At 71.6% G+C, this 23020-nt stretch carries 24 protein-coding genes; 13 read left to right on the top strand and 11 right to left on the bottom strand.

Annotated elements, in window-relative coordinates:
- Positions 1–147: 147 nt before the first annotated feature.
- From tsaB to ACZ5WG_RS25100, 5 genes are all read left to right on the top strand, one after another.
- Positions 148–825 (top strand): tRNA (adenosine(37)-N6)-threonylcarbamoyltransferase complex dimerization subunit type 1 TsaB, encoded by a 678-nt coding sequence (tsaB, locus tag ACZ5WG_RS25120; RefSeq protein WP_468726090.1) that lies wholly within the window; start codon positions 148–150, stop codon positions 823–825.
- Positions 822–1367 (top strand): ribosomal protein S18-alanine N-acetyltransferase, encoded by a 546-nt coding sequence (rimI, locus tag ACZ5WG_RS25115; RefSeq protein WP_468726089.1) that lies wholly within the window; start codon positions 822–824, stop codon positions 1365–1367. The genes tsaB and rimI overlap by 4 nt, the downstream gene beginning before the upstream one ends.
- Positions 1360–2478: a tRNA (adenosine(37)-N6)-threonylcarbamoyltransferase complex transferase subunit TsaD gene (gene tsaD, locus ACZ5WG_RS25110; protein ID WP_468726088.1), complete on the top strand. Its 1119-nt coding sequence runs from the start codon at positions 1360–1362 to the stop codon at positions 2476–2478. The genes rimI and tsaD overlap by 8 nt, the downstream gene beginning before the upstream one ends.
- The gene (locus tag ACZ5WG_RS25105) at positions 2478–2750 is read left to right on the top strand and encodes a hypothetical protein (protein ID WP_468726086.1); all 273 of its coding nucleotides are present in this window, start codon (positions 2478–2480) and stop codon (positions 2748–2750) included. The genes tsaD and ACZ5WG_RS25105 overlap by 1 nt, the downstream gene beginning before the upstream one ends.
- Before the next feature lie 109 nt (positions 2751–2859).
- Positions 2860–3492 carry a hypothetical protein gene (locus tag ACZ5WG_RS25100; RefSeq protein WP_468726085.1) on the top strand — a complete coding sequence of 211 codons (633 nt, stop codon included), beginning with the start codon at positions 2860–2862 and terminating at the stop codon, positions 3490–3492.
- On the opposite strand, the gene ACZ5WG_RS25095 is transcribed toward ACZ5WG_RS25100, so the two are convergent.
- Positions 3476–4657 carry a class I SAM-dependent methyltransferase gene (locus tag ACZ5WG_RS25095; protein WP_468726084.1) on the bottom strand — a complete coding sequence of 394 codons (1182 nt, stop codon included), beginning with the start codon at positions 4655–4657 and terminating at the stop codon, positions 3476–3478. The two genes, ACZ5WG_RS25100 and ACZ5WG_RS25095, sit on opposite strands and share 17 nt — an antisense overlap.
- A 100-nt stretch (positions 4658–4757) precedes the next feature.
- Here ACZ5WG_RS25095 and ACZ5WG_RS25090 point away from each other — a divergent pair, with 100 nt between their 5' ends.
- A complete protein-coding gene (locus ACZ5WG_RS25090; protein ID WP_468726083.1) occupies positions 4758–5708 on the top strand; it encodes a polysaccharide deacetylase family protein in 951 nt (316 codons plus the stop codon).
- Between the two features lie 14 nt (positions 5709–5722).
- Positions 5723–6574 (top strand): polysaccharide deacetylase family protein, encoded by an 852-nt coding sequence (locus ACZ5WG_RS25085; protein ID WP_468726081.1) that lies wholly within the window; start codon positions 5723–5725, stop codon positions 6572–6574.
- 47 nt (positions 6575–6621) lie between these two features.
- On the opposite strand, the gene ACZ5WG_RS25080 is transcribed toward ACZ5WG_RS25085, so the two are convergent.
- From ACZ5WG_RS25080 to ACZ5WG_RS25055, 6 genes are all read right to left on the bottom strand, one after another.
- A complete protein-coding gene (locus ACZ5WG_RS25080; RefSeq protein ID WP_468726080.1) occupies positions 6622–7362 on the bottom strand; it encodes a hypothetical protein in 741 nt (246 codons plus the stop codon).
- Positions 7363–7531: 169 nt separating this feature from the next.
- The gene (locus ACZ5WG_RS25075; RefSeq protein ID WP_468726078.1) at positions 7532–8932 is read right to left on the bottom strand and encodes an FtsW/RodA/SpoVE family cell cycle protein; all 1401 of its coding nucleotides are present in this window, start codon (positions 8930–8932) and stop codon (positions 7532–7534) included.
- On the bottom strand, positions 8920–10143 hold the full coding sequence (locus ACZ5WG_RS25070) for an LCP family protein (protein ID WP_468726076.1): 1224 nt from the start codon (positions 10141–10143) through the stop codon (positions 8920–8922). The genes ACZ5WG_RS25075 and ACZ5WG_RS25070 overlap by 13 nt, the downstream gene beginning before the upstream one ends.
- 66 nt (positions 10144–10209) lie before the next feature.
- Positions 10210–11613, bottom strand: a complete 1404-nt coding sequence (locus ACZ5WG_RS25065; protein WP_468726075.1) for a sensor histidine kinase — start codon at positions 11611–11613, stop codon at positions 10210–10212.
- A gap of 124 nt (positions 11614–11737) precedes the next feature.
- The gene (locus tag ACZ5WG_RS25060; RefSeq protein WP_468726073.1) at positions 11738–12418 is read right to left on the bottom strand and encodes a response regulator transcription factor; all 681 of its coding nucleotides are present in this window, start codon (positions 12416–12418) and stop codon (positions 11738–11740) included.
- A 26-nt stretch (positions 12419–12444) separates the two neighbouring features.
- Entirely contained in the window at positions 12445–12873 is a 429-nt protein-coding gene (locus tag ACZ5WG_RS25055) for a DUF6234 family protein (RefSeq protein ID WP_468726072.1), read from the bottom strand.
- Positions 12874–13166: 293 nt separating this feature from the next.
- On the opposite strand from ACZ5WG_RS25055, the gene groES reads away from it, so the two are divergent.
- Complete coding sequence (gene groES, locus ACZ5WG_RS25050; RefSeq protein ID WP_030154760.1) at positions 13167–13475, top strand: co-chaperone GroES; 309 nt, start codon at positions 13167–13169, stop codon at positions 13473–13475.
- 123 nt (positions 13476–13598) lie between these two features.
- Positions 13599–15230 carry a chaperonin GroEL gene (gene groL / locus ACZ5WG_RS25045; protein ID WP_468726071.1) on the top strand — a complete coding sequence of 544 codons (1632 nt, stop codon included), beginning with the start codon at positions 13599–13601 and terminating at the stop codon, positions 15228–15230.
- A 113-nt stretch (positions 15231–15343) separates the two neighbouring features.
- Here groL and ACZ5WG_RS25040 read toward each other — a convergent pair whose 3' ends face one another.
- From ACZ5WG_RS25040 to ACZ5WG_RS25030, 3 genes are all read right to left on the bottom strand, one after another.
- Complete coding sequence (locus ACZ5WG_RS25040) at positions 15344–16033, bottom strand: ester cyclase (RefSeq protein WP_468726069.1); 690 nt, start codon at positions 16031–16033, stop codon at positions 15344–15346.
- 105 nt (positions 16034–16138) lie between these two features.
- Entirely contained in the window at positions 16139–16912 is a 774-nt protein-coding gene (locus ACZ5WG_RS25035; RefSeq protein ID WP_468726067.1) for an SDR family NAD(P)-dependent oxidoreductase, read from the bottom strand.
- 161 nt (positions 16913–17073) lie between these two features.
- Entirely contained in the window at positions 17074–17781 is a 708-nt protein-coding gene (locus ACZ5WG_RS25030) for an MOSC domain-containing protein (RefSeq protein ID WP_468726065.1), read from the bottom strand.
- Positions 17782–17861: 80 nt separating this feature from the next.
- On the opposite strand from ACZ5WG_RS25030, the gene ACZ5WG_RS25025 reads away from it, so the two are divergent.
- Positions 17862–18761, top strand: coding sequence for a LysR family transcriptional regulator (locus ACZ5WG_RS25025; protein ID WP_053786418.1), 900 nt, complete (start codon positions 17862–17864; stop codon positions 18759–18761).
- Positions 18762–18865: 104 nt separating this feature from the next.
- On the opposite strand, the gene ACZ5WG_RS25020 is transcribed toward ACZ5WG_RS25025, so the two are convergent.
- Positions 18866–19192 carry a WhiB family transcriptional regulator gene (locus tag ACZ5WG_RS25020; protein WP_030298281.1) on the bottom strand — a complete coding sequence of 109 codons (327 nt, stop codon included), beginning with the start codon at positions 19190–19192 and terminating at the stop codon, positions 18866–18868.
- A gap of 379 nt (positions 19193–19571) precedes the next feature.
- On the opposite strand from ACZ5WG_RS25020, the gene ACZ5WG_RS25015 reads away from it, so the two are divergent.
- The 3 genes from ACZ5WG_RS25015 to guaB all read left to right on the top strand — a co-directional run bounded on the left by ACZ5WG_RS25015 (position 19572) and on the right by guaB (position 22888).
- The gene (locus tag ACZ5WG_RS25015; RefSeq protein WP_003948568.1) at positions 19572–20183 is read left to right on the top strand and encodes a response regulator transcription factor; all 612 of its coding nucleotides are present in this window, start codon (positions 19572–19574) and stop codon (positions 20181–20183) included.
- Between the two features lie 404 nt (positions 20184–20587).
- Positions 20588–21217 carry a sigma-70 family RNA polymerase sigma factor gene (locus ACZ5WG_RS25010; protein WP_468726064.1) on the top strand — a complete coding sequence of 210 codons (630 nt, stop codon included), beginning with the start codon at positions 20588–20590 and terminating at the stop codon, positions 21215–21217.
- Between the two features lie 165 nt (positions 21218–21382).
- Positions 21383–22888 (top strand): IMP dehydrogenase, encoded by a 1506-nt coding sequence (gene guaB, locus ACZ5WG_RS25005; RefSeq protein WP_468726063.1) that lies wholly within the window; start codon positions 21383–21385, stop codon positions 22886–22888.
- Positions 22889–23020: the final 132 nt, after the last annotated feature.

The raw sequence follows: 23020 nt of genomic DNA, 5'->3' as shown, positions 1-23020 counted from the left end.
TCTCCCGTGCTTCCCCTTGCCGCAGCGCCGGCCGGGCACACCGTGCCCCGGCTCGGACCTCGGCCGATACCTGGGTCGAAGGTAGCAGCCGGGGTGCCCCGCGACCGGCCGCGAGGGCCCGGGGCCCGGGAGTCGTAGGCTGTTCGCGTGCTCTTGCTCGCTGTAGATACCGCCACGCCCGCCGTCACCGTCGCCCTGCACGACGGCGAGTCCGTCCTCGCCGAGTCGAACCAGGTCGACGCCCGCCGCCACGGGGAGCTCCTGCTGCCCTCCGTCGACAAGGTCCTTGCCGAGGCCGGGCTGAAGCTCGACGCCCTCACGGGCATCGTCGTCGGCGTCGGACCCGGCCCCTACACCGGGCTGCGCGTCGGTCTCGTCACCGCCTCCACCTTCGCCACCGTGCTCGGCATCCCCGTGCACGGCCTGTGCACCCTCGACGGCCTCGCGTACGCCGCGGGCGCCGCCGGGATCGAAGGCCCCTTCACCGTGGCCACCGACGCGCGGCGCAAGGAGGTCTACTGGGCCCGGTACGAGGACCCGCGCACGCGCGTCGGCGAACCCGCGGTGGACCGCCCGGCCGACATCGCCGAGCAGGTCGCCGGCCTGCCCGCGGTGGGCCAGGGCGCGCTGCTGTACCCGGACGTCTTCACCGACGCCCGCGCCCCCGAGCACCAGAGCGCCGCCGCCCTCGCCGCCCTGGCGGTGGAACGGCTCGCGGCCGGCGAGCCCTTCGAGAACGGCGAGGGCCTGCCTCCGACGCCGCTCTACCTGCGCCGGCCCGACGCACAGGTGCCCAAGAACTACAAGGTGGTCACCCCGCAGTGACGGCAGTGACCGCAGTACTGCGCGAGATGCGCTGGTGGGACATCGAGCCGGTGCTGGAACTGGAGCACGAGCTGTTCCCCGAGGACGCCTGGTCCGCGGGGATGTTCTGGTCCGAGCTCGCCCACGCCCGAGGCCCGCACGCCACCCGCCGCTACGTGGTCGCCGAAGTCCCTTCCGACAGCGGCTCCGCCGCGGGGCGGACCGGCCGCATCGTCGGCTACGCCGGGCTGGCCGCCGCCGGTGACCTGGCCGACGTACAGACCATCGCGGCCGCACGCGACCAGTGGGGGACCGGGCTCGGCGCCCGGCTCCTCACCGACCTGCTGCGCGCCGCCACCGCGTTCGAGTGCGCCGAGGTGCTGCTGGAGGTACGGGTGGACAACACCCGGGCCCAGAAGCTCTACGAGCGCTTCGGCTTCGAGCCGATCGGCTTCCGCCGGGGCTACTACCAGCCCGGCAACGTGGACGCGCTCGTGATGCGCCTGACCGACCCCGCACAAGCAACGACTGAGAGCACTGAGAGCAGTGAGAGCAATGGCTGACGAACCGCTCGTCCTCGGCATCGAGACCTCCTGCGACGAGACCGGCGTCGGCGTCGTCCGCGGCACCACCCTGCTGGCGGACGCGATCGCGTCCAGCGTCGACGAGCACGCGCGCTTCGGCGGCGTCGTGCCCGAGGTCGCCTCCCGGGCGCACCTGGAGGCGATGGTCCCCACCATCGAGCGCGCCCTGAAGGAAGCCGGGGTCAGCGCCCGCGACCTCGACGGCATCGCCGTCACCGCGGGCCCCGGCCTCGCGGGGGCGCTGCTGGTGGGCGTCTCGGCGGCCAAGGCGTACGCGTACGCGCTCGGCAAGCCGCTGTACGGGGTGAACCACCTGGCCTCGCACATCTGCGTCGACCAGCTGGAGCACGGGCCGCTGCCGGAGCCGACGATGGCGCTGCTGGTGTCCGGCGGGCACTCCTCGCTGCTGCTCGCCCCGGACATCACCTCCGACGTACGGCCGCTGGGCGCGACCATCGACGACGCGGCGGGCGAGGCCTTCGACAAGATCGCGCGCGTGCTGCAGCTGGGCTTCCCCGGCGGTCCGGTCATCGACCGGCTCGCGCGGGAGGGCGACCCGAAGGCGATCAACTTCCCGCGCGGGCTGACGGGGCCGCGCGACGCGGCGTACGACTTCTCCTTCTCCGGGCTCAAGACGGCGGTCGCCCGCTGGATCGAGGCGAAGCGGAACGCGGGCGAGGAGGTGCCGGTGCGCGATGTGGCGGCGTCCTTCCAGGAGGCGGTGGTGGACGTGCTGACCCGCAAGGCGATCCGCGCGTGCAAGGACGAGGGCGTCGACCACCTGATGATCGGCGGCGGCGTGGCGGCCAATTCCCGGCTGCGGTCGCTGGCGCAGGAGCGGTGCGACGACGCGGGGATCATCCTGCGCGTGCCGCGGCCGAAGCTGTGCACGGACAACGGTGCGATGGTGGCGGCGCTGGGCGCGGAGATGGTCAAGCGCAACCGGCCGGCCTCGGACTGGGACCTGTCGGCGGACTCCTCGCTGCCGGTGACGGACCCGCACGTCCCGGGCGCCGCTCACACGCACTCCCACTCCCACGCCCACGACCACGACCACGTGCACGAGTTGAGCAAGGACAACCTGTACTGATGGGCACCGTCGCGCTGATGTGGGAGGCCCGGGCCGCCGCCGGGCGGGGCAACGAGCTGCTGGAGTGGGCCCGTTCGCAGGTGCTGGCGCGCGAGCCGGTGCGCCGCGAGCTCCTGCGGGCCCCGCAGGACCGGGTGCTGGTCGTCACGTGGTGGGAGGCCGCCGAGGGCCTGTCGGAGGAGCTCCCCGAACTCCCTGAGCCCGCCGCCGATCTGATCACCCGTCCGGTGCACCGCTGGCGGTTCGAGTCGGTGGAGACCACCGGCGGCTGACACGCAGGGGGCTCCGGCGGATCATGGCCGGGCCCGCCCGCCGGCCCGCCCGGCCCTCTCGAGCGGCTCCGGACCGGACTTGTGGCCCGATGCCGATATCGTCATGTGCATGCCTCGTCGTGACCTGCCGCCCCCGCCGCCTCCCGCCCACCTGCGCGCCTGGCTGGACGAGGGCACCGTACGGGCGGACCGGGCGCGGTTCCTGCAGGACCTGCGCCGGCGCAGCCTGGGCCTGGGGCGGTTGCTGCTGCTCTGGACCGTCGCCGCGGTCTTCGCGCTCGGCTGGTCCTTCGTCGGCATGGCCCTGATGTCCTTCGAGGTGCCCGGCGACCCGTTCGCGTACGTTTTCGGCCTCATCTTCGCCCTGCTCGGTGCGGGCGTGCTGATCCCCGCCGGGTTCTGGTTCGCCTGGGGCGCCAAGCGGGACCGCCGGGTGCGCCAACTGCTGTGCGCATGGGCGGAGTCGGACCGGGATCCGGCCGCCGACGCCCGGCTCCGCGCCCCCGGGCTGAGCCTGACCTGGCTGCTGGCCTCCTTCGCGCTGGGCGCGTTCGGGCTGTACGTGACCTTCGGGTCCGCGGCATCGGCCCGCCCGGGCGAGGCGACGTACGGCGAGGTCACGTACTTCATGGGCCTCGGCATGATCCTGTGGATCACGGGCCTGCTGGGTCTCGGCAAGGCGGGCGCGCACTACCGGTGGGCGGTGCGCGCCTTCCGCGGCGGCGCTACTGCGGCGCGCTGACGGGCGAGCCGATCAGCATCGAGGGGGCGCCCGCGACCCGGGTCAGGAAGACGGTCGCGGAGTGCGGCCCCTGCGGCTTGACCTTCCTGCGCAGCTCCTCGGGCTCGATGGCCGAACCGCGCTTCTTCACGGTCAGGATGCCCACCTCGCGCTCGCGCAGCAGCGCCTTGAGCTTCTTGAGGCCGAAGGGCAGCACGTCGGTGATCTCGTACGCGGTGGCGTACGGCGTCGCGCGCAGCTCGTCGGCGGTGACGTACGCGATGGTCGGGTCGATGAGCCGGCCGGCCAGCTGCTCGGCGACCTCGGCGACGAGGTGGGCGCGGATCACGGCGCCGTCGGGCTCGTAGAGGTAGCGGCCGACCGGCCCGGCCTCGGGATCGGGCAGCGGGTCGGCGGTGTGCAGGGTGCGCGGGCCGGGCAGCAGGGTGGCGCGGACGGTGCCGGGCGCGGTCCCGAACCACAGCACGGCCTCCTTCACGTCGCCCTGGTCCGAGATCCACTCGGCCTCGGCCTCCTGCGGCACGGCCTCGTGCGGGATCCCGGGGGCGATCTTGACGGCGGCGTACTTGGCCGTACGGGCGGCCTCGACGGCCCACGACAGCGGCGGCGAGTAGCTCTCGGGGTCGAACGTCCGGCCGCGGCCGGATCGCCGGGCGGGGTCGAGGAAGACGGCGTCGTACCCGGAGGTGTCGATGCCGGTCACGTCCGCCTCGCGGACCTCGATCAGCTCCGCCAGCCCCAGGGCCCCGGCGTTGGCGCGGGCGACGGCGACGGTCAGCGGGTCGCGGTCCACGGCCAGCACGCGGATGCCGAGCCGGGCCAGGGCGAGGGCGTCCCCGCCGATGCCGCAGCACAGGTCGGCGACGCTGCGTACGCCGAGTTCCGCGAGCCGCCCGGCGCGGTACGAGGCCACCGAGGCGCGGGTGGCCATCTCGCCGCCGCCGGGCGTGAAGTACATCCGGAACGCGTCCTCGGCGCCGAACTTCGCCACCGCGCGCTGCCGCAGCCGGGCCTGTCCGAGCGCGGCGGAGACCAGTGCGGCGGGGTGATCGCGGCGCAGCCGGGTGGCGACGGCGAGCTCCTGGGACGGGTCGTAGTCGCGCAGCGAGTCGAGGAGGGCGCGGCCCTCGGGGGTGAGGAGCGCGGCGAAGTCTTCGGGGGTCACCGGTTCATTGTCGGTCAGTGTGGGCCACTCGATGGAAGGTCGTCTTCCGTTCGCGGTGTCGGCGGGGCGGCGTGCGTGTCGGATGCCAGGATGCGCTGCTATGCAGCTAGTCAGACAAAAGGAACATAAGACGCTCCATGGTCACCGGTCCGCGGCGGGTCCGCGCGGCCGAGTCGGGGTGGCACTGGCCGCACTGCTGGTCGCCGCCCTCGGAACCGGCTGCGGCTCCTCCGCGGACTCCGGAGCACCCGCCAAGACCAAGGCCGGCAAGGGCGCCGAGGCGGCGGGCGCTGCGGGCGCGGTCGCGGGCTCGGCCGAGCAGCTGAAGGCCGCCCAGCAGGCCCGGATCGTCGCGGCGAAGAAGTGGAAGCTGGCCAAGCCGCCGCTGACCGCGCCGGCCGCCCCGAAGACGAAGCCGGAGATCAGTACCCGCGAGGGCTTCGAGGTCGAGGGCGGCGACGAACTCCCGCCGGTCTTCACCACCGTCCCCACGGAGGACAAGGTCGTCTTCCTGACGATCGACGACGGCGCGGAGAAGGACCCCGAGTTCCTGAAGATGATGCAGGAGCTGAAGATCCCGTACACGGCGTTCCTCAGCGACTACCTCGTCCGCGACAACTACCCCTACTTCAAGGAGATGCAGGCCGCCGGCGTCACCCTGAACAACCACACGCTCAACCACCGGTACATGCCGGCCCTCTCGTACGAGGAACAGCACGAGGAGATCTGCGGCCAGCAGGACACGATCCAGAAGCAGTTCGGCAAACGGCCGACGCTCTTCCGGCCGCCGTACGGCAACTACAACGAGGACACGCTGCGCGCGGCGAAGTCCTGCGGCATCAAGGCGGTCCCGCTGTGGAACGCCGAGGCCTTCCCGAACCGCATGGACTGGCGGGAATGGGACCGCGACCTCCACCCCGGGGACATCATCCTGACTCATTTCCGAGGGCGGGAGGACTGGAAGGGGTCGATGCCTGACATGATCCGTCATGTCATGAAGACCGTCACGGACAAGGGGTACGCCGTGGCTCGCCTGGAGGACTACTTGTGAGGTACGCGCGCCGGTTGACAGCCGGAACGCTGGCGGCCGGCGCGCTCGCGCTGTCCCTGACGGGGTGCGGGAACAGCGTGGACCCGATCGAAAGACTGGGCCGCAGGACGACGGAGGCGCAGCAGTCGCCGACGGCGACTCCGTCGCAGTCGGCGACTGCTGTCGTGCCCGGGGACGAGGCGTACAGGAAATGGGGCTTGAAGTCCCCCCTGGAGTTCGCCCCGAAGCCGGCCCAGAAGCCCGTCCTCACGCCGGCGGCCCCGGGCAAGGCCCAGGTGGTGGACCGAATACCCGTGCCGCCCACGGACAAGGTCGTCTTCCTGACCTTCGACGACGGCGCGGAGAAGGACCCCGAGTTCCTGAAGATGGCGGCCGACCTCAAGCTGCCGATCAGCATGTTCCTGACGGACAACATCGCCTCGTCGGACTACGGGCACTTCGAGAAGCTCCGCGACAACGGCTCCGGCAGCACGATCAACAACCACACCCTGACGCACCCGAACCTCCGGACCCTGCCCTTCGCGGCGCAGAAGAAGGAGATCTGCGGCCAGCAGGAACGCCTGGAGAAACGATTCGGCACGAAGCCGGTCCGCTTCCGCCCGCCGTACGGCAACTACAACGACGACACCCTCAAGGCCGCCGCCGAATGCGGTATCTCGCAGGTGGTCCTGTGGCGCGTGTCGATGCAGATCAACAACTTCCAGTACGCCGAGGGCTCCGCCCTCAAACCGGGCGACATCATCCTGGCCCACTTCCGCGGCCCGTCGGAACTCAAGGGCGCGACGGAGGTCCAGATGACGACCCGCATGCTCCAGCGCATCCAGGAACAGGGCTACAAGGTGGGGCGGCTGGAGGACTACCTGTAGGGGCGGCCGCTGCGCCCTGACGCCTGCTCGGACGCCTGCCCGGACGCCTACTTGGTGTGCTCGGCGTGGTGCCGCTGGAGCTCCAGCGCGAGGTCGCCGCGCTCCCTGCGGGCGGCGTCCGCCTCCTCGCGCACCTTGTCGAGACGCTCCTCGAGCTGGCCGACCCGCTCGCGGTAGCGCTCGAGCTCGGCACGCACGAACTCCACGTCCGACACCTGCTGCGCGGCCTCCGTGCGGATCTTCTCCGCCTCCTCCTCGAAGCGCTGCGTGGCCCCGTCCAGCTCGGCGATGGCCATCTCCGCGGCCTCCTCCGCCAGCGCGGTGCGCTGCTCGGCCGCCAGGGTCCGCTGCGCAGCAGCCTTGGTCACGGTCTCGATGCGCGCCTCGGCGGCGACCGAGTCCGTGATGATGGCCAGCTCTTCGATGTAGGCGGGCAGGTCCGTGGCCAGTCGGGACACGAGCCCGATGAGATCGTCACGAGCCGCGGCCCCGTCCTGTACGGCAACGGCTTCCATCGCCTCCTCGGCCTGGGGAAGGGCCGAGTCGGGCGCGTGGGCGACGGGCATCTGGACGCCGCCCGCCGCCTTGGCCGCCTTCTTGGCCTCGGCCGCCTGACGCTTCTCTTCCTTGCGCTGCTGCCGCGAGGCGCGGAACTTCCGGAAGGCGCCCAGCGCGTTGTGGTCGGGGTGAGCGCAGTAACGAGGCGCCGGGGTGCCGGGCGTCGGCGCTTCGACGTGGTTGGTGCACTCGGGGTAGGTGCAGATCGTCGGAAGCGTCTCAACAGTCATTTCTTCTCCGCCTTCTGGCCGGTCGCATACGGGGGACGTGCTGATCACGCTAGATGCGCAACGGCCCCTGCGGACGCCCCGGAGGCTCCACGTCACCAATCGGTAAGATCGCCCGCCCGGAGGGTTCCCGCCTCGGCGGACCAGCCGGGATCCCGCCCCCGAGGCCCCCTCAGCGGGTCGCGGCCACCACCGGCGTGATCGTCGTCTCCGCCGGTCCGCGGGCGTCCGCCTCGCGTTGGCGTTCCGCGCTGTCGCTGATGCGGAGGAGGAGGGCGATCATGATCCAGTTGGCCAGGAGGGAGGAGCCGCCCTTCGCCAGGAACGGCAGCGCCTTGCCGGTCAGCGGGATCAGGCCCGTCACGCCGCCCGCCACCACGAAGACCTGGAGCGCCAGCGCCGCCGACAGGCCCACCGCCAGCAGCTTCCCGAACGGGTCGCGGGCGCCCAGCGCCATCCGCAGCCCCCGCTGGACCAGCAGTGCGTACAGGATCAGCACCGCCATGACCCCGGCCAGCCCGAGCTCCTCGCCCACCGTGGTCAGGATGAAGTCGCTGCGCCCTGCGAAGCCGATCAGCTCGGGATGGCCCTTCCCCAGCCCCGTGCCCGACATGCCGCCGGTGCCGAAGCTGAACAGCGCCTGCGCGGACTGGTCCGAGATGACCCCCGGCGGCCGCTCCTTCCAGTAGTACGACAGCGGCTCCAGCCAGGCGGCCACACGCCCCTTGACGTGCGGTTCCGTCGAGCCCACCACGAAGGCGCCCGCCGCCGCCATGAGCAGCCCGGTCACGATCCAGCTGGTGCGCTCGGTGGCGACGTACAGCATCACCACGAACACGCCGAAGAAGATCAGCGACGTACCCAGGTCGCGCTCGAAGACCAGCACCAGCAGCGACACGATCCACACCGTGATGATCGGCCCGAGCTGCCGCATCGGCGGCAGCCGCATGCCCAGGAACTTCCGCCCCGTCAGGGCCAGCGAGTCACGGTGGATGACCAGGTACCCCGCGAAGAAGACCGAGATCATGATCTTCACGAACTCGCCCGGCTGCAGCGAGAATCCGAACAGGATGATCCAGCGCTTCGCCCCGTACGTGTCCGCGCCGAAGAACGCCGGCGCGATCAGCAGCACCAGCGCGACGGCCATCGTGATGTAGATGAACCGCTGCAGCAGGCGGTGGTCGCGCAGCAGCGCCACCACCGCCAGGCACGCGGCCACGCCGATGACCGTCCACTGCAGCTGCCCCGGCGCGTTCGCCTCGCCGCCGTACCGGGCGATGTACGACTGGTCGAGCCGGTGCAGCAGCACCAGCCCCAGCCCGGACAGCAGCATGGCGAGCGGGAAGATCAGCGGATCCGCGTACGCCGCGAACCGGCGCACGCCCAGGTGCCCCACCAGGGCCAGCAGCGTCATGCTGATCGTGAAACCCGTGAGGCTGCCGGGCAGCTCGCCGTTCATCGCCAGGCCGGCGCTCGCATGCCCGAAGACGGTGAGGGCGACGACGAAGACGAGGAGCAGCGCCTCGGTACGGCGGCGCGCGCCCGCCGTCGTGAGGGGCCTCAGTCCACGCACGGGATGCCGCCACCGTCGATGGCGGGGCTGCCGCTCGCGGCCGGAGCCGGGGCGGCGGAAGCCGGTCCCGGAGGCGCCCCCGGTGCGTCGCTCGGGCTCGGAGCGGCCGCAGAGGCGGAAGCCTCCGGTCCGATCTGCTCGGCAATGAGGCGCTTTATCTTCATATCGTCTACGACGTTTATGTCCTCGCCATGGTTCCTTCCGAACCGCTCGACGGGCAGTGTCGTGAACGCCACCTTCCCGCCGGACAGGTTCTTCGCCTGCTTCACGAACGACAGCAGGTCCCAGCCCTCGTCCGTCACCACGTCCTGTTTCGCGGCGTCGATCAGCTTCATCAGCCTGACCGGATCGGTGAAGGTCCCGGCCGAGTTCAGCTTCTGCGTGGCGCCCGCCAGAAAGGCCTGCTGCCGCTTCGTCCGGTCCAGATCGCCCATGTCCAGGCCGTGCCGCTGGCGTACGAAGGCCAGGGACTGCTGACCGTTCAGGGTCTGGCGGCCCGCCGGGAAGTCGGCGCCCGAGTACTTGTCCTGCACCGGCTTCTTCAGGCACACCGGTACGCCGCCCAGCGCGTCCGCCAGGTGATGGAAACCGGCCAGGTTCAGTTCGGCGAAGTGATCGACCGGGACGCCCAGGAAGTTGCGTACCGTCTCGATCTGGGCCTTGCGCCCGGCCTCCCGCCCCTCGCGCTCCAGTTGGCGCCGGTCCTTGACCCCCTGGCCCGAGAGCCGCTCCTCCTCCTTCGCCTTCGCCAGCCCGTACGCCTTCTTGATCTTGTCCTTGCCCTGGCCCGGTATGCCGACGAAGTCGTCGCGCGGGACCGAGAAGGCCTTCGCCCGGCTGCCGTCGCCGGGGACGTGGAGCAGGATCAGGGTGTTCGCGTTGTAGCCGCCGATGTCGGAGCTGCCGGCGTGCAGTTTGCCGAGGACCTCCTCCGGCAGCTCCTCGCCGTTCTGGTCGCGGCGGCTGTCCAGGCCGATCAGCAGGATGTTGGTGTCCCCGTACTGCGACTTCTCGGCGCCCTCCAGGGCCTTGGAGCTGCCGATGCTGCCGGCGAGGTCCCGGTACGCGTACCAGGCGCCGGCGGCGGCCATGACGGCCAGGGCGCAGGCGGTGACGAGCAGGGTGCGGGCGATGCGGCGGGGGCGGCGTCGTGCCGGTTGCCGACGGGGCCGGCGGGCGGGGTGGCTGGTCTTCCTCCGGTGCGCGCTCATGCCAGTCGATGGTGGGGGAGGGGCGCTGAAGGATTCCTGAGAGTCCTGAAATGACGTTCAGGACGTTCAGGACTCTGAGGACCCGGACCCGGACCGCGTCGCCGGTCCGGGCCCGCCCGCCGGCAGGCGCAGGACCACGCGGATGCCGGGGCCGCCCGCGCGCGCGGGCAGGGCGCGCGCCTCGCCGCCGTGGGCGCGGGCGATCTCGCGGACGATGGACAGGCCGAGGCCCGTACCGCCGCCGGCCCGGCCGCGGTCCGCGTCGAGCCGGACGAACCGCTCGAAGACCCGGTCCCGGTCCGCCTCCGGGATGCCCGGGCCGTCGTCCTCGACCTCCAGCACCGTCCAGCCGGCGCCGTCCGGGGACCGTGCGGACTCGGCGGCCGCCCGTACGACGACCTCCGTACGGGCGTGCCGCAGCGCGTTGTCCACGAGGTTGGCCAGCGCCCGCTCGAGGCGCGCCGGGTCCCCGGCCGCCGGTACGGGCGCCGGCGCGTCCAGCCGGAGCGGAACCCGCGGGGAGGGGCGCCGGGCCAGGTCCTCCGCGGCCAGCAGCGCCAGGTCCACGGGCTCGGTCCGAGGTGCCGGCACCGGGCCGCCGTCCAGGCGGGCCAGCAGCAAGAGGTCGGCGGCGATGCGCTGGAGCCGCTCGGTATCGGCCAGCGCGGCCGCGACCGACTCCCGGTCGGGGCGGTCCAGGGCCACCTCCAGCCGGGACCGGACCGCGGCCAGCGGATTGCGCAGCTCGTGCGAGGCGTCGGCGGTGAACTGCCGCTGCCGGGCGTCGGACCGCTCCAGCCGGTCGAGCGTGTCGTTGACGGTCCGGGCCAGCTCGGCGATCTCGTCCGCCCCGCCCGGATCCGGAACCCGCCGGTCCAGCTCGCTGGCGGTGACCGCCGCCAGCCCGGTCCGGATCGCGGTGACCGGCCGCAGCGCGTGGCCTGTCACCCACCGGGCCAGGGCCGCCGCGAAGCCGATCAGCGGGGGCGCGCCGGCCAGCAGGCCGAGGGCGATGGCCCGGGTCGCGTCGTCCACGTCGCCGAGCACGGTGACGGCGTACACCTGGTGCGCGCCCGGCGCATCCACCACGACCACGGCGCGCCGTTCCGCGCCGGGGCGCGCGGGCGGCAGCACAGCCGACCGCGAGTCCTCGCCGGATGCGCCCGGTGCACCGGAAGCCCCCGGTGCCGGCGGGCCCAGGCCGCCGAGGTCGGGGGCGTCCCCGAGGTCCCCGGTGGAAGCGACGGTCCGCCCCTGCGCGTCCCGTACGAGGACCAGGTCCACCCCGCTCTCCGGCGCGGGCAGCCGGCCGCCGGGCGGGAGGGCGCGGCCGTCGAGCTGGGCGGCGACCTTGCGGGCGGCCAGCTCGGTGCGGTTGGTGGTGTTGTCGAGGAGGTTGGTCCGCAGCAGCGCGTACAGCCACAGCCCGCCGACGCCCAGGACCGCGGTCATCGCGAGGGCGGCGGCCACGGCGGCGCGGCGCCGGAGCGGCCCGGCGCCGGTCCTGCGGACCGGGCCGGACCCATCGCCACGGCACGGGCCCTCTCCTCGGCCTTGCGACCGGTCCGATCCGGCCGTTTTCGACCGGCCGGTCCTAGCCACCGTCCGGGGCCATCCGGTAGCCGGTGCCGTGGACGGTGCGGATCGAGCGGCGGCCGAAAGGGGCGTCGACCTTCTTGCGCAGCGAGGAGACGTACACCTCGACGATGTTGGGGTCGATGCCGTGGGGGACGTCCCAGACCTCGTCGAGGATGTCCTGTTTGGCGACGGCCCGGCCGGGGCGCTCCATCAGGCAGGCGAGCACGCCGAGCTCGCGCGCGGTGAGCTCGATGTCGTGGGTGCCGCGGCGGCAGCGGCGGTCCTGCGGGTCCAGGACCAGGTCGCCGGCCCGCAGCACGGCGGGCTCGGGGGCGGCGGCGCGGCGGGCGAGGGCGCGCAGCCGGGCGCCGAGCACGACGAAGGAGAAGGGCTTGGTGAGGTAGTCGTCGGCGCCCGCGTCCAGGCCCTCGGCCTCGTCGTGCTCGCCGTCCTTGGCGGTCAGGATCAGGACGGGCGTGGGGTCGCCGTGGGCGCGCATCCGGGCGCAGATCCCGGCGCCGCCGAGGCCGGGGAGCATCAGGTCCAGCAGGACGGCGTCGTACGGGCCGCCGGTGAGGGCCAGTTCGAGGCCGCGGTGGCCGTCGTGGGCGACCTCGACGCGGTGGCCGTCGGCGGACAGGCCCTGGCGGAGGGACTCGGCCAGGTTCTCTTCGTCTTCCACCACGAGGATGCGCACGGCTCAACTGTCACATACCGGCCACATCACCCGGCCGGGCACTCGTGGTTGTCGCCGCCGCTGAAGCACTGCCCGTACGTGCCGTTGTACGGGGACGAGGGCGCGGGCGGATCCGGCCGCAGCTCGGCGCGGCCCTGGTAGGCCAGGGCGGCGGCGCCCACGAGCACGGCCGCGCACACCAGTGCCTGGACGCATCCGGTGACGGGCGCGCTGCGGCGGAAGGCGCGGCCCGAGACGACCCCGATGGCCAGCGCGGCCAGGATGAGTCCGCCCAGCAGCAGGGTCAGGACCGTACGGCCGTCGCCGCCGGTGCCCTCGGCGTCCCAGGCGGCCATCATCGCCACGTAGAGGCCGACGGTGAGGACGAAGGCCTCCAGTACGGTCAGCAGCAGGGCCGTGGCGATGTCCGCGCCCCAGTCGGATCCGGTGCGCCTGCCGTGTGCGGGTGTCGTCATGGCCGCAGTGTCGCCCCGGGGGCGCCGCCCGCACCTGAGTACGGGTACTCATGCCCGGGCCCTGCGTCTCGCGGCGCGCCGCCGCGGCCCGGCCGGACGGTGACGCCGCGCGGAGGCTGAATTGGCACTCCGCTTGACCGAGTGCTAATCGCCGGAATAGTCTCGCACCTGGCACTCGCCACCGGTGAGTGCCAACACAGCGACGGGCAGGTCCGGCACCCGCGACGACGGATCCACCTGGTCGCCACCTAGACAGTTAGCCCCGTGAGATCTCCGAAGGGGGAGGTCGGATCGTGACGACCACCAGCTCCAAGGTTGCCATCAAGCCGCTCGAGGACCGCATCGTGGTCCAGCCGCTCGACGCCGAGCAGACCACGGCTTCCGGCCTGGTCATCCCGGACACCGCGAAGGAGAAGCCCCAGGAGGGCGTCGTCCTCGCCGTGGGCCCGGGTCGCTTCGAGGACGGCCAGCGTCTCCCGCTGGACGTCAGCGTCGGCGACATCGTGCTGTACAGCAAGTACGGCGGCACCGAAGTGAAGTACAGCGGCGAGGAGTACCTCGTCCTCTCGGCTCGCGACGTGCTCGCGATCATCGAGAAGTAAGACGCACCGGTATTTCGCTTCACCTGTATTGCTGAGCTGCGCCCCTGGTCACCCCGCTGATTGCCGGGCGGCAAGGGGCGCAGTTCGTTAAACCCGAGTTTTCGAGAGGGCTGAACCGCTCCCATGGCGAAGATCCTGAAGTTCGACGAGGACGCCCGTCGCGCCCTCGAGCGCGGCGTCAACAAGCTTGCCGACACGGTCAAGGTGACGATCGGCCCCAAGGGCCGCAACGTCGTCATCGACAAGAAGTTCGGCGCCCCCACCATCACCAACGACGGTGTCACCATCGCCCGCGAGGTCGAGCTGGACGACCCGTACGAGAACCTGGGCGCGCAGCTCGTGAAGGAGGTGGCGACCAAGACCAACGACATCGCGGGTGACGGCACCACCACCGCCACCGTGCTGGCCCAGGCGCTGGTCCGCGAGGGTCTGCGCAACGTCGCCGCGGGTGCCTCCCCGGCCGCCCTGAAGAAGGGCATCGACGCCGCGGTCAAGGCCGTGTCCGAGGAGCTCCTCGCGACCGCCCGCCCGATCGAGGACAAGTCCGACATCGCCGCCGTGGCCGCGCTCTCCGCGCAGGACCAGCAGGTCGGCGAGCTCATCGCCGAGGCGATGGACAAGGTCGGCAAGGACGGTGTCATCACCGTCGAGGAGTCCAACGCCTTCGGCCTGGAGCTGGAGTTCACCGAGGGCATGGCCTTCGACAAGGGCTACCTCTCGCCGTACATGGTCACCGACCAGGAGCGTATGGAGGCCGTCCTCGACGACCCGTACATCCTGATCAACCAGGGCAAGATCTCCTCCATCCAGGACCTCCTGCCGCTGCTCGAGAAGGTCATCCAGGCCGGCGCCTCGAAGCCGCTGCTGATCATCGCCGAGGACGTCGAGGGCGAGGCGCTCTCCACCCTCGTCGTCAACAAGATCCGCGGCACCTTCAACGCGGTCGCCGTCAAGGCCCCCGGCTTCGGCGACCGCCGCAAGGCGATGCTCCAGGACATGGCCACCCTCACCGGTGCCACCGTCATCGCCGAGGAGGTCGGCCTCAAGCTCGACCAGGCCGGTCTGGACGTACTGGGCTCCGCCCGCCGCGTGACCATCTCCAAGGACGACACCACCATCGTCGACGGTGGCGGCAGCCACGACGAGGTCCTCGGCCGCGTCAACCAGATCAAGGCCGAGATCGAGTCGACCGACTCGGACTGGGACCGCGAGAAGCTGCAGGAGCGCCTGGCGAAGCTCGCCGGCGGCGTCTGCGTCATCAAGGTCGGCGCCGCCACCGAGGTGGAGCTCAAGGAGAAGAAGCACCGCCTCGAGGACGCCATCTCGGCGACCCGCGCCGCGGTCGAGGAGGGCATCGTCTCCGGCGGTGGCTCCGCGCTCGTCCACGCCGTGAAGGTGCTGGAAGGCAACCTGGGCCTGTCCGGCGACGAGGCCACCGGTGTCGCGGTCGTGCGCCGCGCCGCCGTCGAGCCGCTGCGCTGGATCGCCGAGAACGCCGGCCTCGAGGGCTACGTCATCACCTCGAAGGTCGCCGAGCTCGACAAGGGCCAGGGCTTCAACGCCGCCACCGGCGAGTACGGCGACCTGGTCAAGGCCGGTGTCATCGACCCGGTCAAGGTCACCCGCTCCGCGCTGGAGAACGCCGCTTCCATCGCCTCCCTGCTGCTCACGACCGAAACCCTGGTCGTCGAGAAGCCGGCCGAGGAAGAGGGCGACGCCCACGGTCACGGCCACGGTCACGGCCACAGCCACTGACCCGCCGAGTAGCTGAACAGGCCCCGGCCGCCATCGTCAACGCGGTGGTGACCGGGGCCTTTTCCCTGCTCAGGGCCTTCCCTTGAGCAGGGTCTTCCCCGTGCCGGGGAGCACTACATCGCGCCGAGTTCCTTCATCAGGCGCATGGCGTCGTAGTGCCACCAGCCTTCCTTGATCTTCCCGTCCTCGCAGCGGAAGACCGTCGTGCCGGTCATCGTGCAGGTCTTGCCGGTCGGGGCGATCCCCATGAACTCGCCCTTGTGCTTGCCGGTCCAGGTCCACAGGGTGGTGATGTAGTCGTCCTGCGCCATCTGGGCGTCCCGCGTGAAGGTGAAGTCGAAGGCGCTGCGCCACATCTGCACGTCCTCGCGCATGCCTTCGGGGCCCATCTTGTCCGTGGGGTTGGAGATGTCGTGGTCGCGGTAGTCCGACGCGAAGATCTCGTCGGCGGCGGACATGTCGCCCTTCATCGCCAGCTCGTCGAACATGCGGTTCGCGAGCAGCGTGTTGAGGTGCTCGTCGCGGATGACGTCCAGGTTGGTGAACCGGGGCATCCCGTCGCAGAGGGCCACCATCTCCTGGAACATCTTGTCCGTCTCCGGGAGATGAGAGTTCTTCATGGCGTCTTCGTACGACGGGAATTCGACGACGTCGACGAAGTGCCGTTCGGATTCGCGGTCCCTGCCCACCATGGTGTGGGACACGGTGCGCTTGCCCTGCGTCTGTGCCAGGTACCGGTCGAAGACCTCGTTGACGGCCTCGGGCCTACTGGTCTCATAATCGACTATTTGTACGAATGTCATGGCGTCTCCCGGGCTGGATCGGACACGTCCAGTTTAGGGAGATTTCACCCGGTCGGCCGGTTTTCGGGACCGGCCTACCCGTAGGTCACTTCGCGGTCACCCGGGCTACTGGGGGCCGTACTTGCGGCCCGTACGCGAGGACACCCCGCCCAGCAGCCCGCGCGGCGTCAGCTTCACCACGCCCATCAGCGCCTTGTACCGCGGATCCGGGATCGAGACCGTCTTGCCCCGCGCCAGGTCGTCCAGGGCTGCGGCCACCAGCTTGTCCGCGTCCAGCCACATCCAGTTGGGGATGTTGTCCGTGCCCATGCCGGCGCGCTGGTGGAACTCCGTCCGCACGAAGCCGGGGCACAGCGCCATCAGCCGTACGCCGGATCCCGCCAGGTCCTTCGCCGCGCCCTGGGTGAACTGCACGACCCAGGCCTTGCTCGCCCCGTACGTGCCGCGCGGCACGAAGGCCGCCACCGAGGCCACGTTGACGACGCCGCCGCGGCCGCGCGAGCGCATCGATCCGGTGGCTGCCGAGGTCAGCCGCAGGACCGCCTCGATGTGCACCTTCAGCATGGTGAGCTCGTCGGCCATGGAGACCTCGAGGTAGCGGCCCTTGTTGCCGAAGCCCGCGTTGTTGACCAGCAGGTCCACCGGGTGCGTACGGTCGCCGAGGCGCTGCTCGACCGCCGCGATGCCCTCGTCGGTGGACAGGTCGGCGGCCAGCACCTCGGCCTCGATGCCGTGCCGGTCGTGCAGCTCGGTGGCCTGCTCGCCGAGCCGCTTGGTGTCGCGGGCCACCAGTACGAGGTTGTGGCCCTGGGCGGCGAGTCGCCGGGCGAATGCGGCGCCGATGCCCGCCGTGGATCCCGTAATCAACGCAGTCGTCATAGGCGCAACCTAGCCGTCCTGGGTGACAGCTCAAGGGGAGCCCGCCGGGCGGTACCCCTTCGTGACGCTTCCTGCCGTCCGTCGTCGCTTGCCGCTGCGGAACCGCTACTTCCGGCTACATTCGCCCTGTTCGAGGGCCCCTTGCCGGGTTGCTCGCCGGGCTACTTCCCGTACTGCGTCCCGTACTTCTCCATGTACGCGCGGGCCGTCTCGTGGGCCTGCGGCTCCATCGCCGCGCCCGCCGCCAGCGTGCGCGGGAGCAGCGACCGGTCCGTGGTGAAGGCCCGGAACCAGAGTTCCACCGTCACGTCGTGGTCCGGGCGGTGGATGACCTCGATGCCGTCGCCGGGGGAGACCGTGCCCTCCTGGACCACGCGCAGGTACGCACCCGGCCGCGCGGCCTGCGTGTACCGCTTGACCCAGGCCGGCTCGCCGAGGGCGCCCTGGAAGGTCCGGCACGGAATGCGGGCCGAGGCCACCTCGAGGACGAGGCCCGCGCCGATCCGCCAGCGCTCCCCGAGCAGCGCCCCGGTCACGTCGAGGCCGGAGGTGGTGAGGTTCTCGCCGAAGAGCCCGGCGGGCAGTTCGCGGTCCAGCTCGCCCTCCCACCAGTCCAGGTCCTCGCGCGCGTAGGCGTAGACGGCCTGGTGGTCCCCGCCGTGGTGGCGCAGGTCGCAGACGGCGTCGCCCTCGAGGCCGCTGCCGCCGGTGCCCTTGGGCCCCGGGGCGGACACCCGGACCGGGCCGGGGGAGGGGCGCTTGCCGATGCCGGTGACTCCGACCGCCGCGTCGGTGTAGTCGACGGCCGTCGCGCGGCCGAGGTTCACGGAGAGGACGTGCAGGGGGGCGAGGGGGGCGATGAAGGCCATGGAGACCACGGTAGTCCAGCTTCCTCAAAGGGGCACGGGAGTATTCGCGCTGTGCTCAAAGCTGGGCTTATGCTCGGAGAATGATCGAGGCACGTCATCTCCGGGTGCTGCGCGCCGTGGCCGGCACCGGGTCCTTCTCCGCCGCCGCCCGCGAGCTCGGGTGCACCCAGCCCGCCGTCTCCCAGCAGATGAAGGCGCTGGAACAGTCGGCCGGCACCCCGCTGCTCATCCGGGCCGGCCGCGAGATGCGGCTGACCCAGGCCGGTACGGCCCTGGTGCGGCACGCCGCCGGGATCCTCGCCGGGCTGACCGCCGCCGAGGAGGAGGTCGCTGCGATCGCCGGGCTGCGCGCGGGCCGGGTCCGGCTGGTGTCCTTCCCCAGCGGGAGCTCCACGCTGGTGCCGACCGCGCTGGCCGCGATGCGCGCCGAGCACCCCGGTACGCGGATCTCGCTGGTCGAGGCGGAGCCGCCGCGGTCGGTGGAGATGCTGCGCGAGGGCGACTGCGACCTGGCGCTGGCCTTCCGGTACGGCGGGGCCGCCGGATCGGCCGCCGAGTGGGAGGACCTCGTGGTGCGGCCGCTGCTGACGGACCGGCTCGTCGGGCTGGTGCCGGACGGGCACCGGCTGGCCGGGGCCGAGCGGGTGGGCATGGCGGAACTCGCCGACGAGCCCTGGATCGCGGGCTGTCCGCGCTGCCGCCGCCACCTGGTGGAGGTGTGCGAGGAGGTGGGCTTCACCCCGCGCATCGACTTCGCGACCGACGACTACCCGGCCGTGGTCGGCCTGGTCGGCGCCGGGCTGGGCGTCGCGGTGCTGCCGGAGCTCGCGGTGGAGTCCGTACGGGCCAAGGGCGTGAGCACGGTGGCCGTGGAACCGGCCGTGGAGCGGGAGGTCGTGGCGCTGACGCTGCCCGACCTGGCGCGGGTGCCGGCCGTGGCGGCCACCCTGGCCGAACTGGAGCGGGCCGCCACGCGCTGACCGTTGACCGTACGGCGGTACGGCGATACGGCCGAACGCGTGGCGTTCCGGTCCGCGTACGGGGTGAGGAAACGTTCCTTCGTACGTTTCCGCGAACCCGTGGATCAGTGCGGGGGGACGGGGCCGATCGTGCTCGATGCGGGGATCAGGCGATGGCGTGCGCGCCCCATGAGCTCTTCGCGTTCGTCTTCGGTGAGCCCGCCCCACACCCCGTAGGGCTCGCGGACGGCCAGTGCGTGCGCGGCGCATTCCGAGCGCACCGGGCATCTCATGCAGACCTCTTTAGCCGAGGCCTCGCGCGCACTCCTCGCCGCGCCCCGCTCGCCTTCCGGGTGGAAGAAGAGGGAGCTGTCGACCCCTCGGCAGGCGGCCAGCAGCTGCCAGTCCCAGAGGTCGGCGTTCGGTCCGGGGAGGCGGGAGAAATCTGCCATGGGTAGTCCTCTTGGTGCCGGTACTGAGACGGATACGGTCCAAGTCTCCACACCTACTGTCGGAGTAGATGTAAATATGACTCATTGGGAATCTAGCCTCAGACACGTGCCAAACGGAAGGAAAGCCGCCAAATAGGGCATAGCTCCAGATGGAGGACATGCAGCGAGTGGCACCCACGTCGTGATCGCTTCCTCACGTAGAGTGCCGAAGGTGTCCGTCCGACCCGTAACTCTTTCGAGTGACCATCGTTGAGAGTGCGAAGGCGGTTGAACCAAGAAGTTCCCGGACAGGTGTCCGAGGGCATCGACCGCACAGGTGACGATACGTACCAGCCTGGAGGCTCAAGGTGACGCGCATCAGCAGCTGCGGAGGGCGGTCATGACTTCCGTCCTCGTCTGCGACGACTCCCCGCTTGCCCGAGAGGCGCTCCGTCGCGCGGTTGCCACCGTGCCCGGCGTCGAGCGTGTGACGACGGCTGCCAACGGCGAGGAAGTCCTCCGCCGCTGGGGTGCCGACCGCTCCGACCTGATTCTGATGGATGTACGGATGCCCGGGCTCGGCGGTGTGGAGACGGTACGCCGGCTGCTCTCGGCCGATCCGGGCGCCCGCATCATCATGCTGACGGTGGCCGAGGACCTGGACGGCGTGGCCCTCGCGGTCGCCGCCGGCGCCCGGGGCTATCTGCACAAGGACGCCTCGCGCGCCGAACTGCGGGCCACGGTCACCCAGGCGCTCGCCGACCCGACCTGGCGGCTGGCCCCGCGCCGGCTCCGCTCGGCCGAGATGGGCGCCGCGCCCACGCTCACCGCGCGCGAGATCCAGGTCCTGGAGGGCATGAGCCACGGCCGGTCCAACGCGGAGATCGGGCGCGAGCTCTTCCTCTCCGAGGACACGGTCAAGACGCACGCCCGCCGGCTGTTCAAGAAGCTGGGCGCCTCGGACCGGGCGCACGCCGTGGCGCTCGGGTTCCGCTGGGGCCTGGTCCGCTGACCGCGAGCCCGCAGGCCGGACGCTGAGAGCGGTCCCGTCCGCCACCGGCGGGCGGGGCGGCACGCCGCGTGCCGCCGATCGGGCCCGACCACGTCCGGTCCGGTCCTGTCCGGTCCCGTGTCCCGTACGGTCCGTCCGGAGGACCGTCCCGCCTGTTTCCGTCCCGTCGCACCCGGTGCGTACCCGGGGATCGGCGGGGCACAATCCGGGGGACGTGTCGCTTCGCGCGCGATGCCGCATGCTTGAGGTGTGGCGCATTTTCTGGGATGGGGCCTCGGGGAGTACTCGGTCGAGCGGGAGGGGAGGGCGCAGTGATGGGTTCAGGCGCACCCGCTCATAACGCTTCGACGCACAACACGGGCCGTGGCGGCGCGAATGCTCCGGCGCCAAGGCACCATGGATTGATGCGCGACGACGAGGCCCTGGGGTCACCCGCGGCCACAGGCTCCACCGGCGCCGCCAAGAGCGGCAGCGCCGGGGCCGTCAGCGCGCTCGTACGCCGTGCGGTGGAGGGTGACGAGCAGGCGACGCACGACCTGCTCGCCTTCGTGCACCCGCTGGCCATCCGCTACTGCCGCGCCCGGCTCTCGCGCCTTCCGGGCGACGCCCGCCACTTCGTGGAGGACCTGGCGCAGGAGGTGTGCGTCGCCGTCCTGATGGCGCTCCCGCGGTACCGGGACACCGGGCGTCCCTTCGAGGCCTTCGTCTTCGCCATCGCCGCGCACAAAGTCGCCGACCTGCAGCGGGCCGCCATGCGGCACCCGGGCAGCACGGCCGTGCCCTCCGACGAGATGCCCGAGCGGCCGGACGACTCCCTGGGCCCGGAGGAGCGGGCGCTGCTGAGCAGCGACGCCGCCTGGGCCAAGAAGCTGCTGGCCAACCTTCCGGAGAACCAGCGCGAGCTCCTCGTACTGCGGGTGGCGGTCGGGCTGACGGCCGAGGAGACCGGGCAGATGCTCGGGATGTCCCCCGGTGCGGTGCGGGTGGCCCAGCACCGTGCGCTCAGCCGGCTGCGTGCGCTCGCCGAGCAATAGCCGGGCAACCGCCGGGCTCCGGCCGAATCCTGTGGACGGTCGATAGGTCGGCGATCAATAGGAGGAAGCCACGAAACTTGGGCTTGACCCGGCTCGTGGAATGAGACGCGTCGCGATCCCGTTAGCATGGAGATCCGCGCTGAGCAAGACCATTGGGAAGGTGTCATGACTGTGAACGCCGACGGAGTGCCCGACAAATTCGCCACACTCGGCCTCACCTATGACGACGTCCTGCTGCTGCCGGGCGCGTCCGACATGGCCCCGGACGAGATCGACACCTCCTCCCTCATCTCCCGGAACGTGCGCGTCAACGTTCCGCTGCTGTCCGCCGCCATGGACAAGGTCACCGAGGCCCGCATGGCCATCGCGATGGCCCGCCAGGGCGGCGTCGGCGTACTGCACCGCAACCTGTCGATCGCCGACCAGGCGAACCAGGTGGACCTGGTCAAGCGCTCCGAGTCCGGCATGGTCACCGACCCGATCACGGTGCACCCCGACGCGACGCTGCGCGAGGCCGACGAGCTCTGCGCGAAGTTCCGCATCTCCGGCGTCCCGGTCACCGACCCGGCGGGCAAGCTGCTCGGTATCGTCACCAACCGCGACATGGCCTTCGAGTCGGACCGCAGCCGCCAGGTGCGCGAGGTCATGACCCCGATGCCGCTGGTCACGGGCAAGGTCGGCATCTCGGGCGTCGACGCCATGGAGCTGCTGCGCCGCCACAAGATCGAGAAGCTCCCGCTGGTCGACGACGCGGGCATCCTCAAGGGCCTCATCACGGTCAAGGACTTCGTCAAGGCCGAGAAGTACCCGAACGCAGCCAAGGACAAGGACGGCCGCCTCCTGGTCGGCGCCGCGGTCGGCGTCGCCGGCGACGCGTACGACCGCGCCCAGGCCCTGATCGAGGCGGGCGCCGACTTCATCGTCGTCGACACCGCCCACGGCCACTCCCGCCTGGTCGGCGACATGGTCGCCAAGATCAAGTCGAACTCCTCCGTCGACGTCATCGGCGGCAACGTCGCCACCCGCGACGGCGCCCAGGCGCTGATCGACGCCGGCTGCGACGGCATCAAGGTCGGCGTCGGCCCCGGCTCCATCTGCACCACCCGCGTCGTCGCCGGCATCGGCGTCCCGCAGGTCACCGCCATCTACGAGGCCTCGCTCGCCGCGAAGGCGGCCGGCGTCCCGGTCATCGGCGACGGCGGCCTGCAGTACTCCGGCGACATCGCGAAGGCGCTCGTCGCGGGCGCCGACACGGTGATGCTCGGCTCGCTGCTCGCGGGCTGCGAGGAGTCCCCGGGCGAGCTGCTCTTCATCAACGGCAAGCAGTTCAAGTCGTACCGCGGTATGGGCTCGCTCGGCGCGATGCAGTCCCGCGGCGACCAGCGCTCCTTCTCCAAGGACCGCTACTTCCAGGAGGGCGTGGGCGGCGACGACAAGCTCATCCCCGAGGGCATCGAGGGGCAGGTCCCGTACCGCGGCCCGCTCTCCGCGGTCGTGCACCAGCTCGTCGGCGGCCTGCGCCAGTCGATGTTCTACGTCGGCGGCCGTACGGTGCCGGAGCTGCAGGACCGCGGCCGCTTCGTCCGCATCACCTCGGCGGGCCTCAAGGAGAGCCACCCGCACGACATCCAGATGACGGTCGAGGCGCCGAACTACTCCCGTAAGGGGTAACAGGGGTCAGCGCAGGAGGCGGGTCCGGGTTTCCGGGCCCGCCTCTCGCCGTTGCCGGGGGCTCTGCCCCCAGACCCTCCCCCCAGACTCCGCCCAGGGGACCCCCAACGCCTCGAACGCCGGCGGGGCCGG

This window comes from Streptomyces sp. NPDC032745, from assembly GCF_055579465.1.
This window is presented reverse-complemented; position numbering and strand designations above follow the sequence as displayed.

Coding starts and splice junctions, on each gene's coding strand:
- ACZ5WG_RS25100 (WP_468726085.1), top strand. CDS start 2,860: ATGCCTCGTCGTGACCTGCCGCCCCCGCCGCCTCCCGCCCACCTGCGC.
- ACZ5WG_RS25105 (WP_468726086.1), top strand. CDS start 2,478: ATGGGCACCGTCGCGCTGATGTGGGAGGCCCGGGCCGCCGCCGGGCGG.
- ACZ5WG_RS25055 (WP_468726072.1), bottom strand. CDS start 12,873: ATGACGACACCCGCACACGGCAGGCGCACCGGATCCGACTGGGGCGCG.
- ACZ5WG_RS25080 (WP_468726080.1), bottom strand. CDS start 7,362: ATGACTGTTGAGACGCTTCCGACGATCTGCACCTACCCCGAGTGCACC.
- ACZ5WG_RS25035 (WP_468726067.1), bottom strand. CDS start 16,912: ATGACGACTGCGTTGATTACGGGATCCACGGCGGGCATCGGCGCCGCA.
- ACZ5WG_RS25090 (WP_468726083.1), top strand. CDS start 4,758: ATGCAGCTAGTCAGACAAAAGGAACATAAGACGCTCCATGGTCACCGG.
- ACZ5WG_RS25070 (WP_468726076.1), bottom strand. CDS start 10,143: ATGAGCGCGCACCGGAGGAAGACCAGCCACCCCGCCCGCCGGCCCCGT.
- ACZ5WG_RS25015 (WP_003948568.1), top strand. CDS start 19,572: ATGACTTCCGTCCTCGTCTGCGACGACTCCCCGCTTGCCCGAGAGGCG.
- tsaD (WP_468726088.1), top strand. CDS start 1,360: ATGGCTGACGAACCGCTCGTCCTCGGCATCGAGACCTCCTGCGACGAG.
- ACZ5WG_RS25030 (WP_468726065.1), bottom strand. CDS start 17,781: ATGGCCTTCATCGCCCCCCTCGCCCCCCTGCACGTCCTCTCCGTGAAC.
- ACZ5WG_RS25010 (WP_468726064.1), top strand. CDS start 20,588: ATGCGCGACGACGAGGCCCTGGGGTCACCCGCGGCCACAGGCTCCACC.
- ACZ5WG_RS25020 (WP_030298281.1), bottom strand. CDS start 19,192: ATGGCAGATTTCTCCCGCCTCCCCGGACCGAACGCCGACCTCTGGGAC.
- ACZ5WG_RS25040 (WP_468726069.1), bottom strand. CDS start 16,033: ATGACATTCGTACAAATAGTCGATTATGAGACCAGTAGGCCCGAGGCC.
- guaB (WP_468726063.1), top strand. CDS start 21,383: ATGACTGTGAACGCCGACGGAGTGCCCGACAAATTCGCCACACTCGGC.
- ACZ5WG_RS25025 (WP_053786418.1), top strand. CDS start 17,862: ATGATCGAGGCACGTCATCTCCGGGTGCTGCGCGCCGTGGCCGGCACC.
- groL (WP_468726071.1), top strand. CDS start 13,599: ATGGCGAAGATCCTGAAGTTCGACGAGGACGCCCGTCGCGCCCTCGAG.